Below are 14,845 nucleotides of genomic sequence, written 5' to 3' on the forward strand. Positions count from 1 at the left end.
GAGGGGTGGTGTGCCGAGTTCAAGTCGCGCGCAGCGGCGCGATGTCCTCGTTGGTCACGGCTGGCGCGCGCAGAGCAGCAAGCACGTGGTTCAGCTCCGCGATGCCGACCTGCGCGGGCGCGGTGATCTCGATGCCGATCGGCTTGCCATCGGCGGTGTAATCCACCAGCAGGCCCGAACCGGCTTGCTCGACACGATCGCTCCTGTCACCGGGCGAACGCGGGAGGTACAGGTAGGCTGTCAATGGGCGTCCGTGGCGGAACGTCACCTCGAGATAGGACGATCTCATGGTCCGACATCCTTCAGCGCATTCTCGCTCCAACCGGGGGCCGCCTTCGCCAAACGATCGTCGTTGGTCCAGAAGGCGGTGCACGCGTACCGTTTCGCCAGCGCAACGTGCAACGCATCCGGGGTCTTCAGGCCTGAGACCCGCCAGTTCAAAGCCGCGTTGACGATGTCATCGTCGAGCGCCAAGCGCTCCTGCACGCCGAGAAAAGACTCGTAGCGTCGGACTAATGGGTCGTCATGCTCGCGCAGTGGACGTGTCAGGACCTCCAATCGGGTGAGCACCGACACGCAAAACGTGGCATCGGCTGTCTCCGCGAGGCGCGCACGCAAGGGACCGTGGAAGCGGGGATGGCGCTCGACCAGGTAGATCACGAGGCAGGAGTCGAGATAGATCTTGTCCATCCGGCTAATCGCCCCAGGCATCCCGATTCGCAGCGATCTCGCGTTCCATCCGCTCCGGATCACCGGGCTTTGCGCTGGCGAGCTCGGGGCTATCAAGGACGCTGAGCAGTGCCGCAGCAGAACCGCGCTTCGGGGCGGTCTCGTCGATAGGCGCGAGGATGGTCACTACCGCCCGCGACCGCTGCGCCAAATGCACCGGCTCTAGCAGGGTCACCTTCCCGTCAGGGCTGATCTCGGCTTCGATAGCTTGCAGCATAGTGCCTCCGTAGGGCGGCTCAGCCGCCCGTCTCGCTCAGTGTCAGGGCTTGGTCATACCAGAGCAGCAGCTTCTCGTCTTCCTGAAGGGCGACCTCGGGGATCTTGCCGGCGACCTTGATGATGGTCTGGAGGTCCTTCTGCGACCAAGCCGCCTTGAAGCCGGCGCGCAGCACCTCGAGACGGAATTCCCTGAGCCGCCGGCCGGTGTGGGTCCGGTAGGTCTCGAACTCCTTCAGCAGCGACTTTTCCCGCCGCCGCTCCAGATCCGCCGCCTTGTTCGGGTCCGGCACGTACCAGCGCTCTTTGGCCTTGGCTACCAGGCGCGGGTCATCCTTGTCCAGGCCGCGATAGTCGTGGAAGTTCTTCGACAAGTAGTTGTTGATCTGCGTCGGCACCGGGTCGGTGCCCTCCCCATGTCCTTCATATCGCAGGAAGTTGTCCTCCAGCAATGCGCTCAGCTCGGGCTTCTCCTCGTGCTTGCGCCAGCCGGCGCCCAACTGGGTGATGAACTCGGGATGGACCTCCTGGTAGGTCGAGGGACGCTTCTTTAGGAACTCTGCCAGCCAGTCGATGGCGCTGCGCTCGTCGGAGGCGAACAGCTCCATCTGCGGAGAATGCTCGACCTGGGCGCGCGGCCTGTCGTACTCGCCGACCTGCGACGGCAGGAAGATCATGCCGTCCCGCTCCGGGAAGTTGCGCTGCTGCAAGCCGGCGAGGAACTCGTCGCTGGACAGCGGGACCGGGAAGTCGTGACGGACGAACCAAGCGACCATGTGGTCGTAGACCCGCCGCGGGTCGCGTTCGACGACCTGCTCCAGTTCGTTGTTCCAGTGCTTGGTCACCGGCAGTTGCCGTAGATGCGTCTCCACGAAGTCCCATGCGGACTCTGGGCTGGCGCCGCGCTCGGTCAGGCGCTGCTCGAGACCGCCGTTGGGCTTGTAGACCGAGATGACCAGGTCCTGCTTGACGGCCGTGGTTGAGGTGACCTGGCGGTAGCTGCCCTGCTTCTTGTCCAGCGCTGTGACCTCGGCGACCACGAAGCCGGCCTGTTGCAGCGCGACCTGGATGGCATTCCAGACGCCCGCCCGGCTGTTGGAGAAGACCACGGTCATCCAGCGGCCCGGCTTCAGGACACGCTGATACTCGGCAAAGCAGCGCTGCATTAAACCGCGTCCAGATTGAGATGCGTAATTGTTGTGCTACTGTCGGCACTCCGTTGCGCCATCTCTCTCGTGGCTGCGTGTTTTGATCCTGTTGTTCACCGGATTGTTGCATGTTGACGTTGGATCTTGCCAAATGGCAGCAAACCCCCCGAAGACCTCAGGCAGCTGTCGCTGCTCAGCGAGCACCCGCGGACACGCGAGCGTTTTCTGGCGCTCTATGAGCTCGCCCAACAGCAGCAGGGAGCGAGCCGCATCGCGCGCAGTAGCCAACGCCACCCCCAGACGCTGATTCGCTGGGTCCATTGGTATAACGCCGAGGGTCCCGACGCGCTGGTGTTTCGCCGCACCGGCGGTCCTCCCCCTTTTTGCCCCGAGTATGAGCAGGCGCTCGACGCCCTGCTGCGCGCGGGGCTGGCCGCAGCGGCGGCGCCGAGTGTCGAGCGCGAGGCGGGGAGCACCCGCTTGGTGCCCTGCGCGCAGCCCGAGACCTGTGCGGCTCCGCCCCGCTGGACGCTGAAGAAGCTGGCGGCCTGGCTGAACGAGACCGATGCCCTGTGTGTCTGCCGTGAGACCGTGCGCCGCGCCCTCAAGCGCTTGGGGATGTCGTGGAAAAAGGCCAAGGCGTTGCTCAATCGCGCCAATACCGCCAAGCGCGCCGCCTTCGCCGAGCAACTCCAAGCGCTGCTTGCGCGCACGCTTGAGGAGGAGGCGCCGACGCTGGTGTACATCGACGAGGCCCATATCCATCAGGACGCGGACCTCGGCTATGGGTGGGCGCCCGAGGGTGAGCGCCTGTGGGTCGGCTCCCATTCCCCGGGGCTCGCGGCCAAAGTCAGCTTCTATGGGATGTCCCTCTTCAATGCCGGACAGGTCGAGATCTGGGAGTTTCCGCGCGCCAATACCGAGCACACTCTCGAGGTGCTGCGGCGCCTGCGCGGACTGCATCCCCACGGCGAGCTGGTCGTCCTGTGGGATGGCGCCTCCTATCACCGCGCCCGCGACGTCACCGCACTGGCCGAGGAGCTGCGCATCACCCTGATGCCGCTGCCCGGTTACAGCCCCGACTTCATGCCGGTCGAGGCACTGTGGCGTTGGCTGCGCGAAGAGGTCACGTCTCACCATTGCCATGCCACGACGGAGGAGCTGATCAGGCGCGTACGTGAGTTTGTTGACACCATCAATCGTCACGTCTTCGAAGTCGCTGATCGACTCTGGACCCAGACGGCCCTTGACCCAGAAGAAGAGAAACTACGCATCCCGTGCTAGACGCGGTTTAATAAGGACGACGTCCGTCTTGCGGGCTCGTATCGGTGCTCGAGGTCGAATCTGGCTGCTGATCAACGAGCGCCGCGACGATCAGGTCGCCCCAGACATTGAGTGCGGTGATCGGGTAATCGAAGAAGCGGTCGACGACCAGGTAGAGCGCCAGATAGGTCTGGGGCAGACCGAGGAGGTCCAGCATGAAGGCCATCATCGCGATGCCGCCTCCCGGGATGCCGGCGGTGCCGGCGCTCGAGGCCATGGTCAGCAGCACGATCAGCAGCGCCTGCCAGAGTGAGACCTCGGCACCGGCGAGCTGGGCCATGAAGATCAGTAGGATGGACTGATAGAGGGCTGAGCCGTCCATGTTCAGCGTCGCCCCGAGCGGCAGGCTGAAGCTCGTCGTGCGTGGGCTAAGGCGGACCCGACGCTCCAGGACCTGCTTGGAGACCGGATAGGTCGCTGCGCTCGAGGCGGTGGCGAGCGCGGTCGCGAGCGCGGCTCGAACCTGCAGGAAGAACCGCCACGGCTGCCGCCCGGTCCCGAAAGCGAGCAGCGCTGGCAGGAAGATGGCCGCATGCGCCAAGGCCGCCGAGAGGACCGCCCAGAGGAATGGCCGCAGCGCAAGCACGTTGGACCAGTCGATGGCGGCCAGGCTCGCGTAGACCAGCGCGGCGATGCCGACCGGGGCGATCTGCAAGAGCACCGAGAGCATCCGCATCAGCAGCGCGTTCAGTGCGTCGGCGCCGGTGACAAGCCATTGCCGCTGGGTCGTCTCGAGCCCCCTGCTGGCCAATGCGGCGAACAGGGCGAGCAGGACGATGTGCAGGATATTGCCCTCGGCCAGCGATGCGAACAGGTTCGATGGGACGAGGTTCTCGATCAACAGTGCCAGGCTGAAGCCATCGGCCAGGGCCGCCGTTGGGTCCGCGCTGGGCGTCAGATCGAGTAGGCCGGGCGCGATCGTCCGTGAGAACAGGAAGCCGAGCAGGGTGCCGATCCCGGCGGCGAAGGTCGAGGTGAGCAGATAGAAACCGAGCGTGCGGCGGCCGAGCCGGGCCAGATCGGCGCCGCCGGCGATTGCGGCGAACAGCGAGACCAGGATCAGCGGCAGGATCAGCACCTTGAACAGCGACAAGAAGATGTCGCCGAGCCAACTGACCCAGCCCGCTCCGGCCGGGAACAGGATCGCCAGCAGGATGCCGACCGCGAGACCAGAGGGCGTTGAGTAGAACATCCGCCAGCTCAAGAGGCGCTCCCGCCGTGGATCATCGGGTCTGGCTGCATCGCTGCGCTCGGCATCCGGTTCCGCCCTCAGGAAGGAGGCTCCAGAAACGGCGAACTCGGGGCTGCGTCGAGCGGGGCAATGCCGATGGCCTCGAGTAGACGTTCGACCATCTGCTGTTGCGCGTCGAGTGCACCATGCTGGGCCTCGATATTGAAGTAGTCACCGAGCCGATGGAGCGCGACGTAATCGGAAAGGGAGCAGTCGAAGTTGCGCTGGCCCACCTGCTTATAGACCACATTGAGGCCCGCCGCGTTGAGGCGGGCGATCTCCCGGCGCATGCGCGTATCCGCGCGCAGCGGGCGCCGGCCGGCCATGAAGATCAGGTTGTCCTCGTCTCGTAACAGCCCCGAGCCGTGCCCTGGATAGCGGTCATGTGCGGGTATCGGACGGTGCAGCGAGATGCTGCCGCGGCCGCCATTGCCGCCCCAGCCATCCTGGTTGTTGTGCAGTGCCAGGATCGGACCCTGACGCCCACGGTAGTGGTCCAGTACCGCCGCGACGTAGCCGGGCGCTGGCTGGCGCTGGCCGCTACAGCGATTGGCCTCGGCGCGGGTGCGGCTGAAGTTGCGGTTCGGGTCCTGACCGTGGAAGTGGCGCTGCCCGCTGCTGTCGATCGCGAGCAGACCGCCGCCGTAGTCGATCACGGCCTGCACGGCGACATCGAAGGCGGTGTTCTCGTCGTCGTGCGGGAGCACCCAGAATGGTCCGTTCGGGTGCTGGCGATGCTCGAGGATATGGAAGGTCCAGTGGAATGGGCCCTCGTGCAGTCGCTGCAGCCGATAGCAGAGCGGGGTGCCGCGGATCTGGGCGCGGTTGCGGCGCAGATCGCTGGCGTCGGCCTGCTGTGGGTCCATGCAGCCGGTCATGGTCATCGTCGAGCCGGGCGGCCCGCCGGCGCAGCCCGAAAGCAGCGGTGTCAGCAACGCGATCAGGCGTAAGGCTGGCATCCAGCTCGGCGGTCGTGCCAGCCAGGATCGCCTCATTCGTCGCTCCAGCCTAGACGCTGGAGGTTGCGCGCGACCTCCTCCTGATCGCTGTACGGGCGCTTGACGCCGTCTTGATCGATGTAGCGCTCATGTCCCTTGCCGGCGATCAGCGCGACCCAGGGCTCTTCCATTGGGCGGCTTGTGAGCAGATCGAAGAGTGCGCGCACGGCCTCGCTGCGATCTGGCACCACCTGCGGTGGGGTCCGGCACGCGGTCATCCCCCTCAGTGTGTCGTCGATGATCGCCTGGGGGTCCTCGTAGCGCGGATTATCGGAGGTCAGGATCACGTGGTCGGCATCACGGCAGACCGCGGCACCCATCAATGGGCGCTTCGCCGGATCGCGATCGCCACCACAGCCGAACAGGGTCAGCACTCGGGCCGCCGGGAACCCCGCGCGAATCGCACCGAGGATATTGGCGAGCGCATCCGGCGTGTGGGCGAAATCGATGACGATGGTCCGGTTGCGATAGACATGGCAGTCGAAACGCCCGTCGACCGGCTGCAGCCGGCGCCAAGGCTCAGCGGGCTCGGTGCCGAGCAACCTGGTCGCCAACGCCTTTGCCAGCGCATAGTTCTCGCGGTTGTAGCCGAGCCTGAGGAAGGGACGCTCGGCGAGCACCGCGGCCGGCAGCTCGGGCACCTCGAGCCGCCCCACCGGCGCGCCGGGGCCGAATCGGGCCCGAAGCCGATCAGCGACCTCCGCACTGCTGGTCAACAGCGGGACCCCCGTTTTGAGCAGCTCGAGGATGCGCGCCTTGGCGGCGAAATAGCTCGCCTCATCGCCATGGTAGTCGAGGTGATCCTGGCTGAAGTTGGTCCAGGCGGCGGCGTCGAGCGGCAGGCCATAGACCCGGCCTTGATCCAGCGCGTGGCTCGAGATCTCCATCACCAACGTCTCGGCTCGCCCCCGATACGCGCTGAGGATGCGCCGCAGCTCGATGTAAGGCGGGGAGGTGAAGCCGGTCTCGGCGACGGGCTGGCCGTTCAGGCTCAGCCCGAGCGTACCGATGCTGAGCACGCGCCGACCCGCGGCCAAGAGTATCGCCTCGCAGTACTTGACCGTCGTGGTCTTGCCGTTGGTGCCGGTCACCCCGGCGATCTGCCAATCCCCCGGGCCGAGCGGGTAGAAGTGATCGCAGAGCCGCTTCAGGGTCTGGTGCCATGACCCCGGCGCGGTCACGAAGACCGGCCGTTCCCCGAGGCGCTCGAGCCCTTGGAGCGGGCGGTTGACGACCAGGGCGCCGAAGGCGCTGTTCAGCAGATAGCGCTCGATGAGCTCGGCGTCGGGCCGGCCGTCATCGAAGCGCTGGAAGCACAGGATCGAGCTCGGCGTGCAGCGGTCGGCGCGCCATTGGATGTCGGACCAGGCGGCCGTGAGGCTGGCCTCAAGTGCCGGCCGCTGCGCGAAGTCGCAGGCCGCCAGCCGCTCGCGCAGCGAGCCGGCGGGTGCGGGGTTGTCGGAATCGGTTGGCATCGGCGCAGCGTCCCACGCGGTGGGGGTGCTGTTCAGCTCCGCTTGTCGTCAGACCGCTCGCAGCGCGCTTCGCCGCCGGGGCCGAACCGGCGCGCAGCGGCATCATAGGCATCGAAGCCCAAGCGGCGGCGCACCTCGGCGAACTCCATCAGCCGCTGCGGATGCTGTCCGGCCCGAAACGCAGCGAGCGCGTCGACCATCGCCTGCATCGCTGCCGAGAGCAGCGCCAATGGGTAGGCGGCGATGCGGTAGCCGAGCGCCGCGAGCTCGGCTGGCGGCAGGATCGGTGTGGCGCCGCCCTCGAGCATGTTCGCGAGATGGACGCCGGGCGCTTCGCGGCAGATGCGGACCATCTGGTCGGTCGTTGTCGGCGCCTCGATGAACAGGATGTCGGCGCCGAGCGCGCGGAAGTGGTTGGCGCGCTCGATCGCCTCGTCGAGTCCGATCAGCGCCAGCGCATCGGTGCGCGCGACGATCAGGAGATCGGCGCCGGCGGCGCGCGCCTCGACCGCGGCGCGGATGCGGTCGTAGGCCTCCTCGCGCTCGACCACGGCCTTGCCGCGGGTATGGCCGCAGCGCTTCGGGGCGACCTGATCCTCGATCATGATCCCGGCGAAACCGGCCTTGGCGAAGCCGCGCAGGGTGCGTTGCACATTGAGCGGGTTGCCATAACCGGTGTCGCCGTCGCCGATGACCGGGATCGCGACCGCGTCGGTGATGCTGCGGCCCTGATCGAGCACCTCGGCATAGGACATCAGCCCGGTGTCCGGGCCGCCGAGGCGATGCGCGGCGGCCGCAAAGCCGGACATGAAGCCGAGCGGAAAGCCGGCCTGCTCGATCAGCATAGCGCCGAGCGCGTCGCCACAGCAGGGCATTGGGATCAGCTGGTCCTGGGCGAGCAGCGCGCGCAGACGGTTGGTCGGGGTCATCCTGGTTTCGAGATCAGAAAGGGATTCGACGGCGGTTAGCGCGATCTTAGGCGATTTGTGTCAAAGCTCATACCGCCTTGCTGGTCTTTTCGCTCGCCTTCTTCGTCGCGCCGCCGGTCACATAGCCCGGCTATGCTCCCGGCGACGCTCCTCGAAGGCAAACGAAAATCCTGCGCAATTCGGTACGAGCTTTTCCGGCAATCGCCTTAGCGCTTCGCGTCGCTCCCTGTCGGTGCAGCGAGCCTCTTCGTCTCAGGCCGGCTCGTCCCAGGCCAGCTCGCCCCCGCCCGGCTCCTCGAGTTCGACGCAGGCCGAGCGCACCAGGTGCATCAAGGCATCGAGGTCGTCGCAGCGGTTCAGGCTGTCGGCGTCGATGCAGACCTCGGGCGCGTCACCGCCCTCGACCCGCAGCACCGCAGGCAGCGGAATCTCCAGTGCCGGAAAGCGCCGCTGCATCGCGTCCCGGTGCAGAAAGCGACAGGGGATCGGCAGGCCCTCGATGAACCGGCGCCAGGCACGCTTCTCGGTCAGCAGGCCATAGGTGATCTTGCAGAGATTGCATTGGTAGCTCGAGGGCGAGAACGCCTTGTGGGCGGCATCGGTCAGTTGGTCGAAGAGACCACCATCGGCGTTGTAGACGAAGAGCAGCTCGCTCGGCTTGGTCATGGCTTGGCTCCGATTCGTGTCGAGGGCGTGGCGCACGGGGTCAGCCTCACCTCTGTCGCCGCGGTGACGGTGCAGGGGGTGTCGCGGGCATCAACCCGGCGCGCGGAACATCGCGCTCAGGCTGCACCCCCTTATCTGGAGGCGCCGGGCTCGTTCATACTGGCGTCCGCATCATCTGATGACGTCGATTCCACCGCTTGCAACCTGCCTAGAGCTCAGACCATGACGCAATCCGACGACGCCCGCCAGCATCTGATCCGCTCCGAGCTGTTACGGGTGGACGGCTCCGATCCCGGCGCGGCCGAGGCGCCGAGCAAGAAGCACAGCAAGATGGCCGAGAACCCATTTCGCTTCCTGCGCGGCTCGGCACAGCTCTTCTATGCGGACATCCAGCAGGGACGGCTCGAGCTGCCGGCCGCATTGAGCGAGAGCCCGCCGCTGACGACGGTGATGGGCGATTGCCACGTCGCCAATTTCGGATTCCTCACCGAGCAGGGTTCGCATGGCGACCAGGTCGTGTTCTGCCCGAACGACTACGATGACGCCTGCGTCGGCCCAGCGGTCTGGGACATCGCCCGCTATCTGGTGAGTCTGGCCCTGACGGCCGAGTATTGCCGCGGCCTCGTCGATGGGCGTTACCAGTCCGATGAGGTCGATGATCCAGCCGAGCTCGAAGCGCCGAGCGCCGGCGACGCCGAGGAGGCTGGCCATGCCTTTCTGGACGCCTATCGCCGCACCTGCCGGCACTGCGTGCGCGATCCGGGGCTTCGGTTCGAAGCGCTCGACGCCTTTCCCAAGAAGCACGTGCTCGGCAAGGCGTTCCGCAAGGCATGCCGGCGGGCGGCCGGCGGGAAGGACTTCGAGACCAAGAGCACGCTCGCCAAAGAGGTCCGTATCGATGCCGGGCGGCTGGTCTTTCGGGACCGCCCTGGCCGCTTCGCCCGACTCGACACCGAGCGCGCCGAGGCCGTGCGCGAGGCCTTCCGCCCCTATGTCGACGACGCGATCCTGGACCTGGTGCGCCGTCTCGGTGCCGGCACCGGCTCGGTCGACCTCGAGCGCTTCTACCTGCTGGTCGGTCCCGAGGGGTTCGCCGGCGGCGAAGACCTCGCGCTCTGCCATGTCGTCGAGGTCAAACAGCAACGTCCGGCCTCGCCCCTCTACTGGTTCCCGGACATCAGTCCGGTGAACCGGCTACAGTCGGCGCATCTGACCATCGACTGTCAGCGCCTGATGCAGCGGGCCCCCGATCTGGTGCTCGACGAGGCCATCTGGGAGGATACGCCCTGGCTCGTGCGCTCGCGTCATCACGCCCGGGTCGGCATCGATCCGGAAGAGATCGCACTGGCGCCGAAGAAGCCGGGCAAGCAGCTCAAGGCCTATGCCCAAGCCTGCGGTCAGGCGCTCGCGCTGGCCCACGCGCGCGGCGACCGCCGCTCGACCCGGTTCGAAGCCGCGATGGCCAAACAGCTTCCAGATAACTCGAAGGCGCTGGTCACCGCCTGCGCCCAGTACGCCGAGCAGGTCGTCGCCGATCAGCGGCGGCTGCGGGCGATCCTAAGGCGCTTGGACGCAGCCGCTTCCCCAGCGGCGGGAACCTCGCCGCAGACGCCCAGTGCGTGATCTGCTGAAACCGGTGCGGGTCAGGAGATCGATGGGCCTATCGCAACATCGTGCCTGGTAGCGAGCTATGGTTGCCGAGGCACTTTGAGATGGTGCACCTGTTGCTTGCGGTGGTAGAAGATGCAATTACGGCCATGTGCCTTCGCAGCGTAGAGGGCTTTGTCGGCCGCGACGAGCATCGCATCGAAACGCTCATGCTCCGGTTCCCGCTCGGCAAGCCCGAGGCTGATGGTGACCTGGAGGAGCTCTTGTTCGACCTCGATACGCAGCGCCGCGATGCGCCGTCGCAGCCGCTCCGCGGCGATGACGAGCTGCTTGATCCCCCCGGTCGAGCTGAGCAAGAGAAACTCCTCGCCCCCCATCCGGTAGATCCCCTCGCTTTCGCGCACCTCTGCCCTGAGCGCTTTGGCGACCTCCATCAGCACGCGATCGCCGACCGGGTGCCCAAAGGTATCGTTGACCCGCTTGAAGTGATCAATATCGATCATGATGACCGACATCGGTAGCTCCGACCGGCAGCTCATGCTCCAGGCCTGCTTCATTGCGGCAAGTGCGGCGCGCCGATTCGGAAGGCCGGTGAGCTGGTCGGTGAGCGACAAGACCTCCATCCGCCGCTGGCTGAGGGCGAGCTCGTTCGCGATCTGGCGTAGCTCGGCGCGATCCTTCTGCCAGGTGTTCTGGAGTGCGAGCATCCGGCGTACCGCGACCATCCGTGCATCGAGCTCCGGCAGTCCGATCTGACTCTGGATGCAGGCATCGACGCCGGCGCGAAAGACCTGGGCCATCTGATCGCAATCGGACTTGTCGACGATCGCCATGATGTAGACCAATCGGCCCCACTCGGTCGAGCGGATCAGCCTGCATAGTTTGTTGCCTGTTTCCCTGTCTTCATGCTCCGCAAGGATGATCAGTTGGGGTCTGATCTGCAGTGCTGCCCGCAGCATCTCCTTCTGGTCGCTGTAGCACTGGGCGGTCACGCCCCTGGCCTCGTCGAGCAGGGCCTTCAAGCGGTGCTCTCGGCCCCATTGGCCGATCAATAGCACGCGGAGATGCGCATCCTCATCGTCGGTCTCTGGTCCTGCCGTGGTCGGGGCCGTCTCGGGCTCGGTCTCGGCGCCCGGCTGCAGCGACGGGCTTGGGAGGTCCAGTAGATGCGACCACTCCTGCCACTCGGAGATGCTCTGTTGCAAGACCTCGGAGACCTGCTCGGTCGAGAGCCCGAGCCGTCGTGGCCCCGGCAGCGTCTCGATCGATTTCTCGGTCTGCTCGAGCCCGGCGCGGACCATCGAATCGGACAACCGGAATGCCAAGCCGAACAGGTGCGTGAGCTGAGCCGGTCGCGATCTCGGGGCGTAGCCCGACTGCTCGGGTCGCTCATGGAAGCGGGCGGGCTCTGCCAACACCGGCGGGACCCCAAAGTCCGCGAGCATCTCCGCTGAAACCTCGTTGTGATCGAATCCGAACCTTCCCCGCTCGGCGCCGGCGAGATCACGCGGGGTGCTCTCGATCAGCTCGGAGAGCTCGTGCGGATAGATGGTCGCAAGCGCCAGCAGTCCGATCCGGGACATCAGCGCACAGGAGAACAGCTCATCGGGTGGCGCGAGATTGCAGAGCCGTCCGAGGCCGCGGCAGACCAATGCCATGCAGAGCGACTGGGACCAGAACTGCTGATAGTCGAACGCCTCGCATTGGCCGTCGACCTCTTTGTCGATCAGCGAGAACGCGACCGCCAGTTGGCCCACGGTCTTCATGCCGACCTTGACGATGGCGCCGTTGATCGGGCTCACGGGGCGCGAGCCCAGGCTTGCCGAGTTGGCCAGTTTCAGCAGGCGGCCGGAGAGTGCAGGGTCTGCTTGGACAAGCTGGGTGAGCTGGTCGACGGTCGTATTCTCGTCCTGCCAGAGCTCCATGATCGCGAGCGCGATGCCATCGGGGCTCGGGAGCTTGTCGGCGGCATTGTCGAGGAGGATTCTCGGGGTACTCAAGATGAGTCTCGGATTGCGGCGTGCCGCATGGGTTGATCTTGATCCGTGGTCGTTTTTCCGTGGCTAGACAGCACGTTCGCGGGCCTGCTGCGTCTTCGGCGCGGCCCCCGTGCTGTCGAGAAGAGGCACCCTAGGGCTCGCTGATGCCCGGGTACTGCAAAAGCCCCATAGTCTAAAGCGAGTCGTCTCCCAAAACGAGAACCGTGCCAGGAAAACCGCTCGGGCGGCTCAGCACAGTGATAGGCCGAGCTCGGCATCGCCTGCCTCCACGAGCCGTTCGCGCAGTCTGGTCAGCCGCGTGCCTCCGACCTGGCGCACCGCGATCGCGAGCGCCTTGGGCTGGGCGATGAGCACGACCAGGGCCTTGCCGCGGGTGACCGCGGTGTAGAGCAGGTTGCGCTGCAGCAGGCTGTAGTGCTGGGTCGCGAGCGGGATCACGACCGCCGGGTATTCTGAGCCCTGCGCCTTGTGCACGCTGGTCGCGTAGGCGAGCGCAAGCTGATCGAGCTCGCCGGTCTCGTAGGTGATGCGGCGGCCATCGAAGTCGATGCCGATCAGGCCCTCGTCGACCTCGATGGTCTCGACGCGGCCGATGTCGCCGTTGAAGACCTCCTTGTCGTAATCGTTGACGAGCTGGATCACCTTGTCGCCGGGTGCATAGGTCCAGCCGAAGCGCTCGATGCGCGGCTGCGCGCTCGGGTTCAGGCATTGCTGCAGCGCGCTGTTCAGGGCGCGGGCGCCGAGGCCGCCCCGGTTCATCGGCGTCAGCACCTGGACCTCGCGCACCGGGTCGAGCCCGAAGCGCTGCGGGATGCGCTCGCTGACGACCTTGATCAGCCGCTCCTGGATCTGCTCGGGCGTCTCGCAGCGGATCAGGTAGAAATCGCTGTCCGGCTGCTCGTCGCGCGGCGCCTGCGGCAACTGTCCGGCGTTGATCCGGTGCGCGTTGACGATGATGCGCGAGGCCGCGGCCTGGCGGAAGACCTCGGTCAGGCGCACGGTGGGCACCTGCTCGGAGGCGATCAGGTCCGCGAGCACCGCACCCGGGCCGACCGAGGGCAATTGATCGACGTCGCCGACCAGGAGCACGGCCGCGTTGGTCGGCACCGCGCGCAGGAGCTGGTTCATCAGCACCGTGTCGACCATCGAGACCTCGTCGCAGACCAGCAGATCGGTCTCGAGCGGGCGGTACGGGTCACGCTTGAAGGCCATCGACTGCGGATCGAATTCGAGCAGCCGGTGGATGGTCTTGGCCTCGCGGCCGGTGGTCTCGCTCAAGCGCTTGGCGGCGCGACCGGTCGGCGCGCAGAGCAGCACGCGCGCGCCCTTCGCGAGCAGGATGCGCAGGATGGCGTCGACCACCGTGGTCTTGCCGACCCCGGGGCCGCCGGTGACGATGCCGAGCTTGCCGTTGACCGCCTGCGCGATGCCGGCGCGCTGCGATGCGGCCAGGGTCAGCCCGGTCTGCCGCTCGACCCAGGGCAGGGCGCGCTCCGGGTCGATCGGCCCCCAGGGCGGCGCGCCGGCCAGCAGTCGCTGCACGCTGAGGGCGATGCCCTGCTCGGCGCGCTGCAGTGGCGTCAATGCGAGGACCGGCTGGGCATCGATGGTCTCGGCGACCAAGCGCTCGTCGGCGAGCTCGGCGTCGATCGCCTGCTCGACTAGGGCCGGCGGGATTGCGAGCAAGGCCGCGCCCTGCTCGATCAACGCCTCCCTCCAGGCGGCGCAATGGCCTTGACCGGCGATCTCCTGCAGCACATGGCGCACCCCGGCCTGGGCGCGCAGCAGTGAATCGGGCGGGATGCCGAGGCGCTGCGCGAGCGCGTCAGCGGTCTTGAAGCCGATGCCGTGGATATCCAGCGCGAGCCGGTACGGGTTCTCGCGCACCCGCTCGAGCGCCGCGTCGCCATAGGTCTTGTAGATGCGCACCGCGCGTGCGGTGCCGACCCCGTGCGACTGCAGGAACACCATGATCGATCGGATCACCTTCTGCTCGGCCCAGGCCGCGGTGACCCGCTGCTGGCGCTTCTTGCCGATACCGGGCAGCTCGAGCAGGCGCTCCGGGCTGTCCTCGATGACGTCGAAGACCGTATCGCCGAACGCCTGCACCAGGGTGCGCGCGAAATGCGGCCCGATGCCCTTGACCATCCCGGAGCCGAGGTAGCGCTCGATGCCGTCGCGCGTGCTGGGCGGGATCACGCGCAGGAACTGGGCCTTGAACTGCAGGCCGTGCTTGCGATCGGTGACCCAGGCGCCGTTGGCCTCGATGTACTCGCCGGCGGTCACGCTCGCGGCCTGGCCGACGACGGTGACCAGCTCCCGCTGCCCGCGCGCCTTGATGCGCAGCACGCAGAAGCCGGACTCAGGGCTGTGGAAGGTCACGCGCTCGACCGCACCGCTGAGGCGCTCGGCGGTTGCCGGCGATGCAGCGCGCTCAGGTGGTGTAGAGGGCCGATCCGGCATGGCGATCGCGCTGACTTCTGTGCTCGATTGAATCGGGTCGAGCTCGGCTGGCCGCGGCT

Annotated in this window: 13 protein-coding genes; 2 read left to right on the top strand and 11 right to left on the bottom strand. The window is 66.8% G+C overall.

Going from position 1 to position 14,845, the window contains the following annotated elements; all coding sequences use genetic code 11:
• Window positions 1-19: 19 nt before the first annotated feature.
• Genes CKO40_RS16790 through CKO40_RS16805 form a run of 4 tightly spaced genes read right to left on the bottom strand, consistent with a single transcriptional unit; the run spans window position 20 to window position 2,111 of the window.
• Complete coding sequence (locus CKO40_RS16790; RefSeq protein ID WP_200347605.1) at window positions 20-289, bottom strand: DUF2283 domain-containing protein; 270 nt, start codon at window positions 287-289, stop codon at window positions 20-22.
• Window positions 286-690 (bottom strand): type II toxin-antitoxin system VapC family toxin, encoded by a 405-nt coding sequence (locus CKO40_RS16795; RefSeq protein ID WP_200347606.1) that lies wholly within the window; start codon window positions 688-690, stop codon window positions 286-288. The genes CKO40_RS16790 and CKO40_RS16795 overlap by 4 nt, the downstream gene beginning before the upstream one ends.
• A 4-nt stretch (window positions 691-694) precedes the next feature.
• Window positions 695-946 carry a hypothetical protein gene (locus tag CKO40_RS16800; protein WP_200347607.1) on the bottom strand — a complete coding sequence of 84 codons (252 nt, stop codon included), beginning with the start codon at window positions 944-946 and terminating at the stop codon, window positions 695-697.
• Window positions 947-965: 19 nt separating this feature from the next.
• Complete coding sequence (locus CKO40_RS16805; protein WP_242477137.1) at window positions 966-2,111, bottom strand: hypothetical protein; 1,146 nt, start codon at window positions 2,109-2,111, stop codon at window positions 966-968.
• 126 nt (window positions 2,112-2,237) lie between these two features.
• On the opposite strand from CKO40_RS16805, the gene CKO40_RS16810 reads away from it, so the two are divergent.
• On the top strand, window positions 2,238-3,377 hold the full coding sequence (locus CKO40_RS16810; protein WP_200347608.1) for an IS630 family transposase: 1,140 nt from the start codon (window positions 2,238-2,240) through the stop codon (window positions 3,375-3,377).
• Window positions 3,378-3,384: 7 nt separating this feature from the next.
• On the opposite strand, the gene CKO40_RS16815 is transcribed toward CKO40_RS16810, so the two are convergent.
• From CKO40_RS16815 to CKO40_RS16835, 5 genes are all read right to left on the bottom strand, one after another.
• Window positions 3,385-4,608 carry a dicarboxylate/amino acid:cation symporter gene (locus tag CKO40_RS16815; protein WP_200347609.1) on the bottom strand — a complete coding sequence of 408 codons (1,224 nt, stop codon included), beginning with the start codon at window positions 4,606-4,608 and terminating at the stop codon, window positions 3,385-3,387.
• 77 nt (window positions 4,609-4,685) lie between these two features.
• Window positions 4,686-5,642 (bottom strand): hypothetical protein, encoded by a 957-nt coding sequence (locus CKO40_RS16820; RefSeq protein ID WP_200347610.1) that lies wholly within the window; start codon window positions 5,640-5,642, stop codon window positions 4,686-4,688.
• Complete coding sequence (locus CKO40_RS16825; RefSeq protein ID WP_200347611.1) at window positions 5,639-7,120, bottom strand: Mur ligase family protein; 1,482 nt, start codon at window positions 7,118-7,120, stop codon at window positions 5,639-5,641. Before CKO40_RS16825 ends, CKO40_RS16820 begins: the two co-directional genes overlap by 4 nt.
• Window positions 7,121-7,152: 32 nt before the next feature.
• Window positions 7,153-8,049 carry an isocitrate lyase/PEP mutase family protein gene (locus tag CKO40_RS16830; protein WP_200347612.1) on the bottom strand — a complete coding sequence of 299 codons (897 nt, stop codon included), beginning with the start codon at window positions 8,047-8,049 and terminating at the stop codon, window positions 7,153-7,155.
• Window positions 8,050-8,301: 252 nt separating this feature from the next.
• Entirely contained in the window at window positions 8,302-8,715 is a 414-nt protein-coding gene (locus CKO40_RS16835) for a hypothetical protein (protein ID WP_200347613.1), read from the bottom strand.
• Between the two features lie 222 nt (window positions 8,716-8,937).
• Between CKO40_RS16835 and CKO40_RS16840 the strand changes: the two genes are divergently transcribed.
• Window positions 8,938-10,338 carry a DUF2252 family protein gene (locus CKO40_RS16840; RefSeq protein WP_200347614.1) on the top strand — a complete coding sequence of 467 codons (1,401 nt, stop codon included), beginning with the start codon at window positions 8,938-8,940 and terminating at the stop codon, window positions 10,336-10,338.
• 65 nt (window positions 10,339-10,403) lie between these two features.
• Here the strand turns inward: CKO40_RS16840 and CKO40_RS16845 are convergent, their stop codons facing one another.
• Entirely contained in the window at window positions 10,404-12,323 is a 1,920-nt protein-coding gene (locus tag CKO40_RS16845; RefSeq protein WP_200347615.1) for a diguanylate cyclase, read from the bottom strand.
• Window positions 12,324-12,551: 228 nt separating this feature from the next.
• Window positions 12,552-14,786, bottom strand: a complete 2,235-nt coding sequence (gene recD2 / locus CKO40_RS16850; RefSeq protein WP_200347633.1) for an SF1B family DNA helicase RecD2 — start codon at window positions 14,784-14,786, stop codon at window positions 12,552-12,554.
• Between the last annotated feature and the right edge of the window lie 59 nt (window positions 14,787-14,845).

It is taken from the genome of Halochromatium glycolicum (genome assembly GCF_016584085.1).
GTDB lineage: Bacteria > Pseudomonadota > Gammaproteobacteria > Chromatiales > Chromatiaceae > Lamprobacter > Lamprobacter glycolicus.

Coding starts and splice junctions, on each gene's coding strand:
- recD2 (WP_200347633.1), bottom strand. CDS start 14,786: ATGCCGGATCGGCCCTCTACACCACCTGAGCGCGCTGCATCGCCGGCA.
- CKO40_RS16825 (WP_200347611.1), bottom strand. CDS start 7,120: ATGCCAACCGATTCCGACAACCCCGCACCCGCCGGCTCGCTGCGCGAG.
- CKO40_RS16790 (WP_200347605.1), bottom strand. CDS start 289: ATGAGATCGTCCTATCTCGAGGTGACGTTCCGCCACGGACGCCCATTG.
- CKO40_RS16805 (WP_242477137.1), bottom strand. CDS start 2,111: ATGCAGCGCTGCTTTGCCGAGTATCAGCGTGTCCTGAAGCCGGGCCGC.
- CKO40_RS16820 (WP_200347610.1), bottom strand. CDS start 5,642: ATGAGGCGATCCTGGCTGGCACGACCGCCGAGCTGGATGCCAGCCTTA.
- CKO40_RS16800 (WP_200347607.1), bottom strand. CDS start 946: ATGCTGCAAGCTATCGAAGCCGAGATCAGCCCTGACGGGAAGGTGACC.
- CKO40_RS16795 (WP_200347606.1), bottom strand. CDS start 690: ATGGACAAGATCTATCTCGACTCCTGCCTCGTGATCTACCTGGTCGAG.
- CKO40_RS16830 (WP_200347612.1), bottom strand. CDS start 8,049: ATGACCCCGACCAACCGTCTGCGCGCGCTGCTCGCCCAGGACCAGCTG.
- CKO40_RS16815 (WP_200347609.1), bottom strand. CDS start 4,608: ATGTTCTACTCAACGCCCTCTGGTCTCGCGGTCGGCATCCTGCTGGCG.
- CKO40_RS16840 (WP_200347614.1), top strand. CDS start 8,938: ATGACGCAATCCGACGACGCCCGCCAGCATCTGATCCGCTCCGAGCTG.
- CKO40_RS16835 (WP_200347613.1), bottom strand. CDS start 8,715: ATGACCAAGCCGAGCGAGCTGCTCTTCGTCTACAACGCCGATGGTGGT.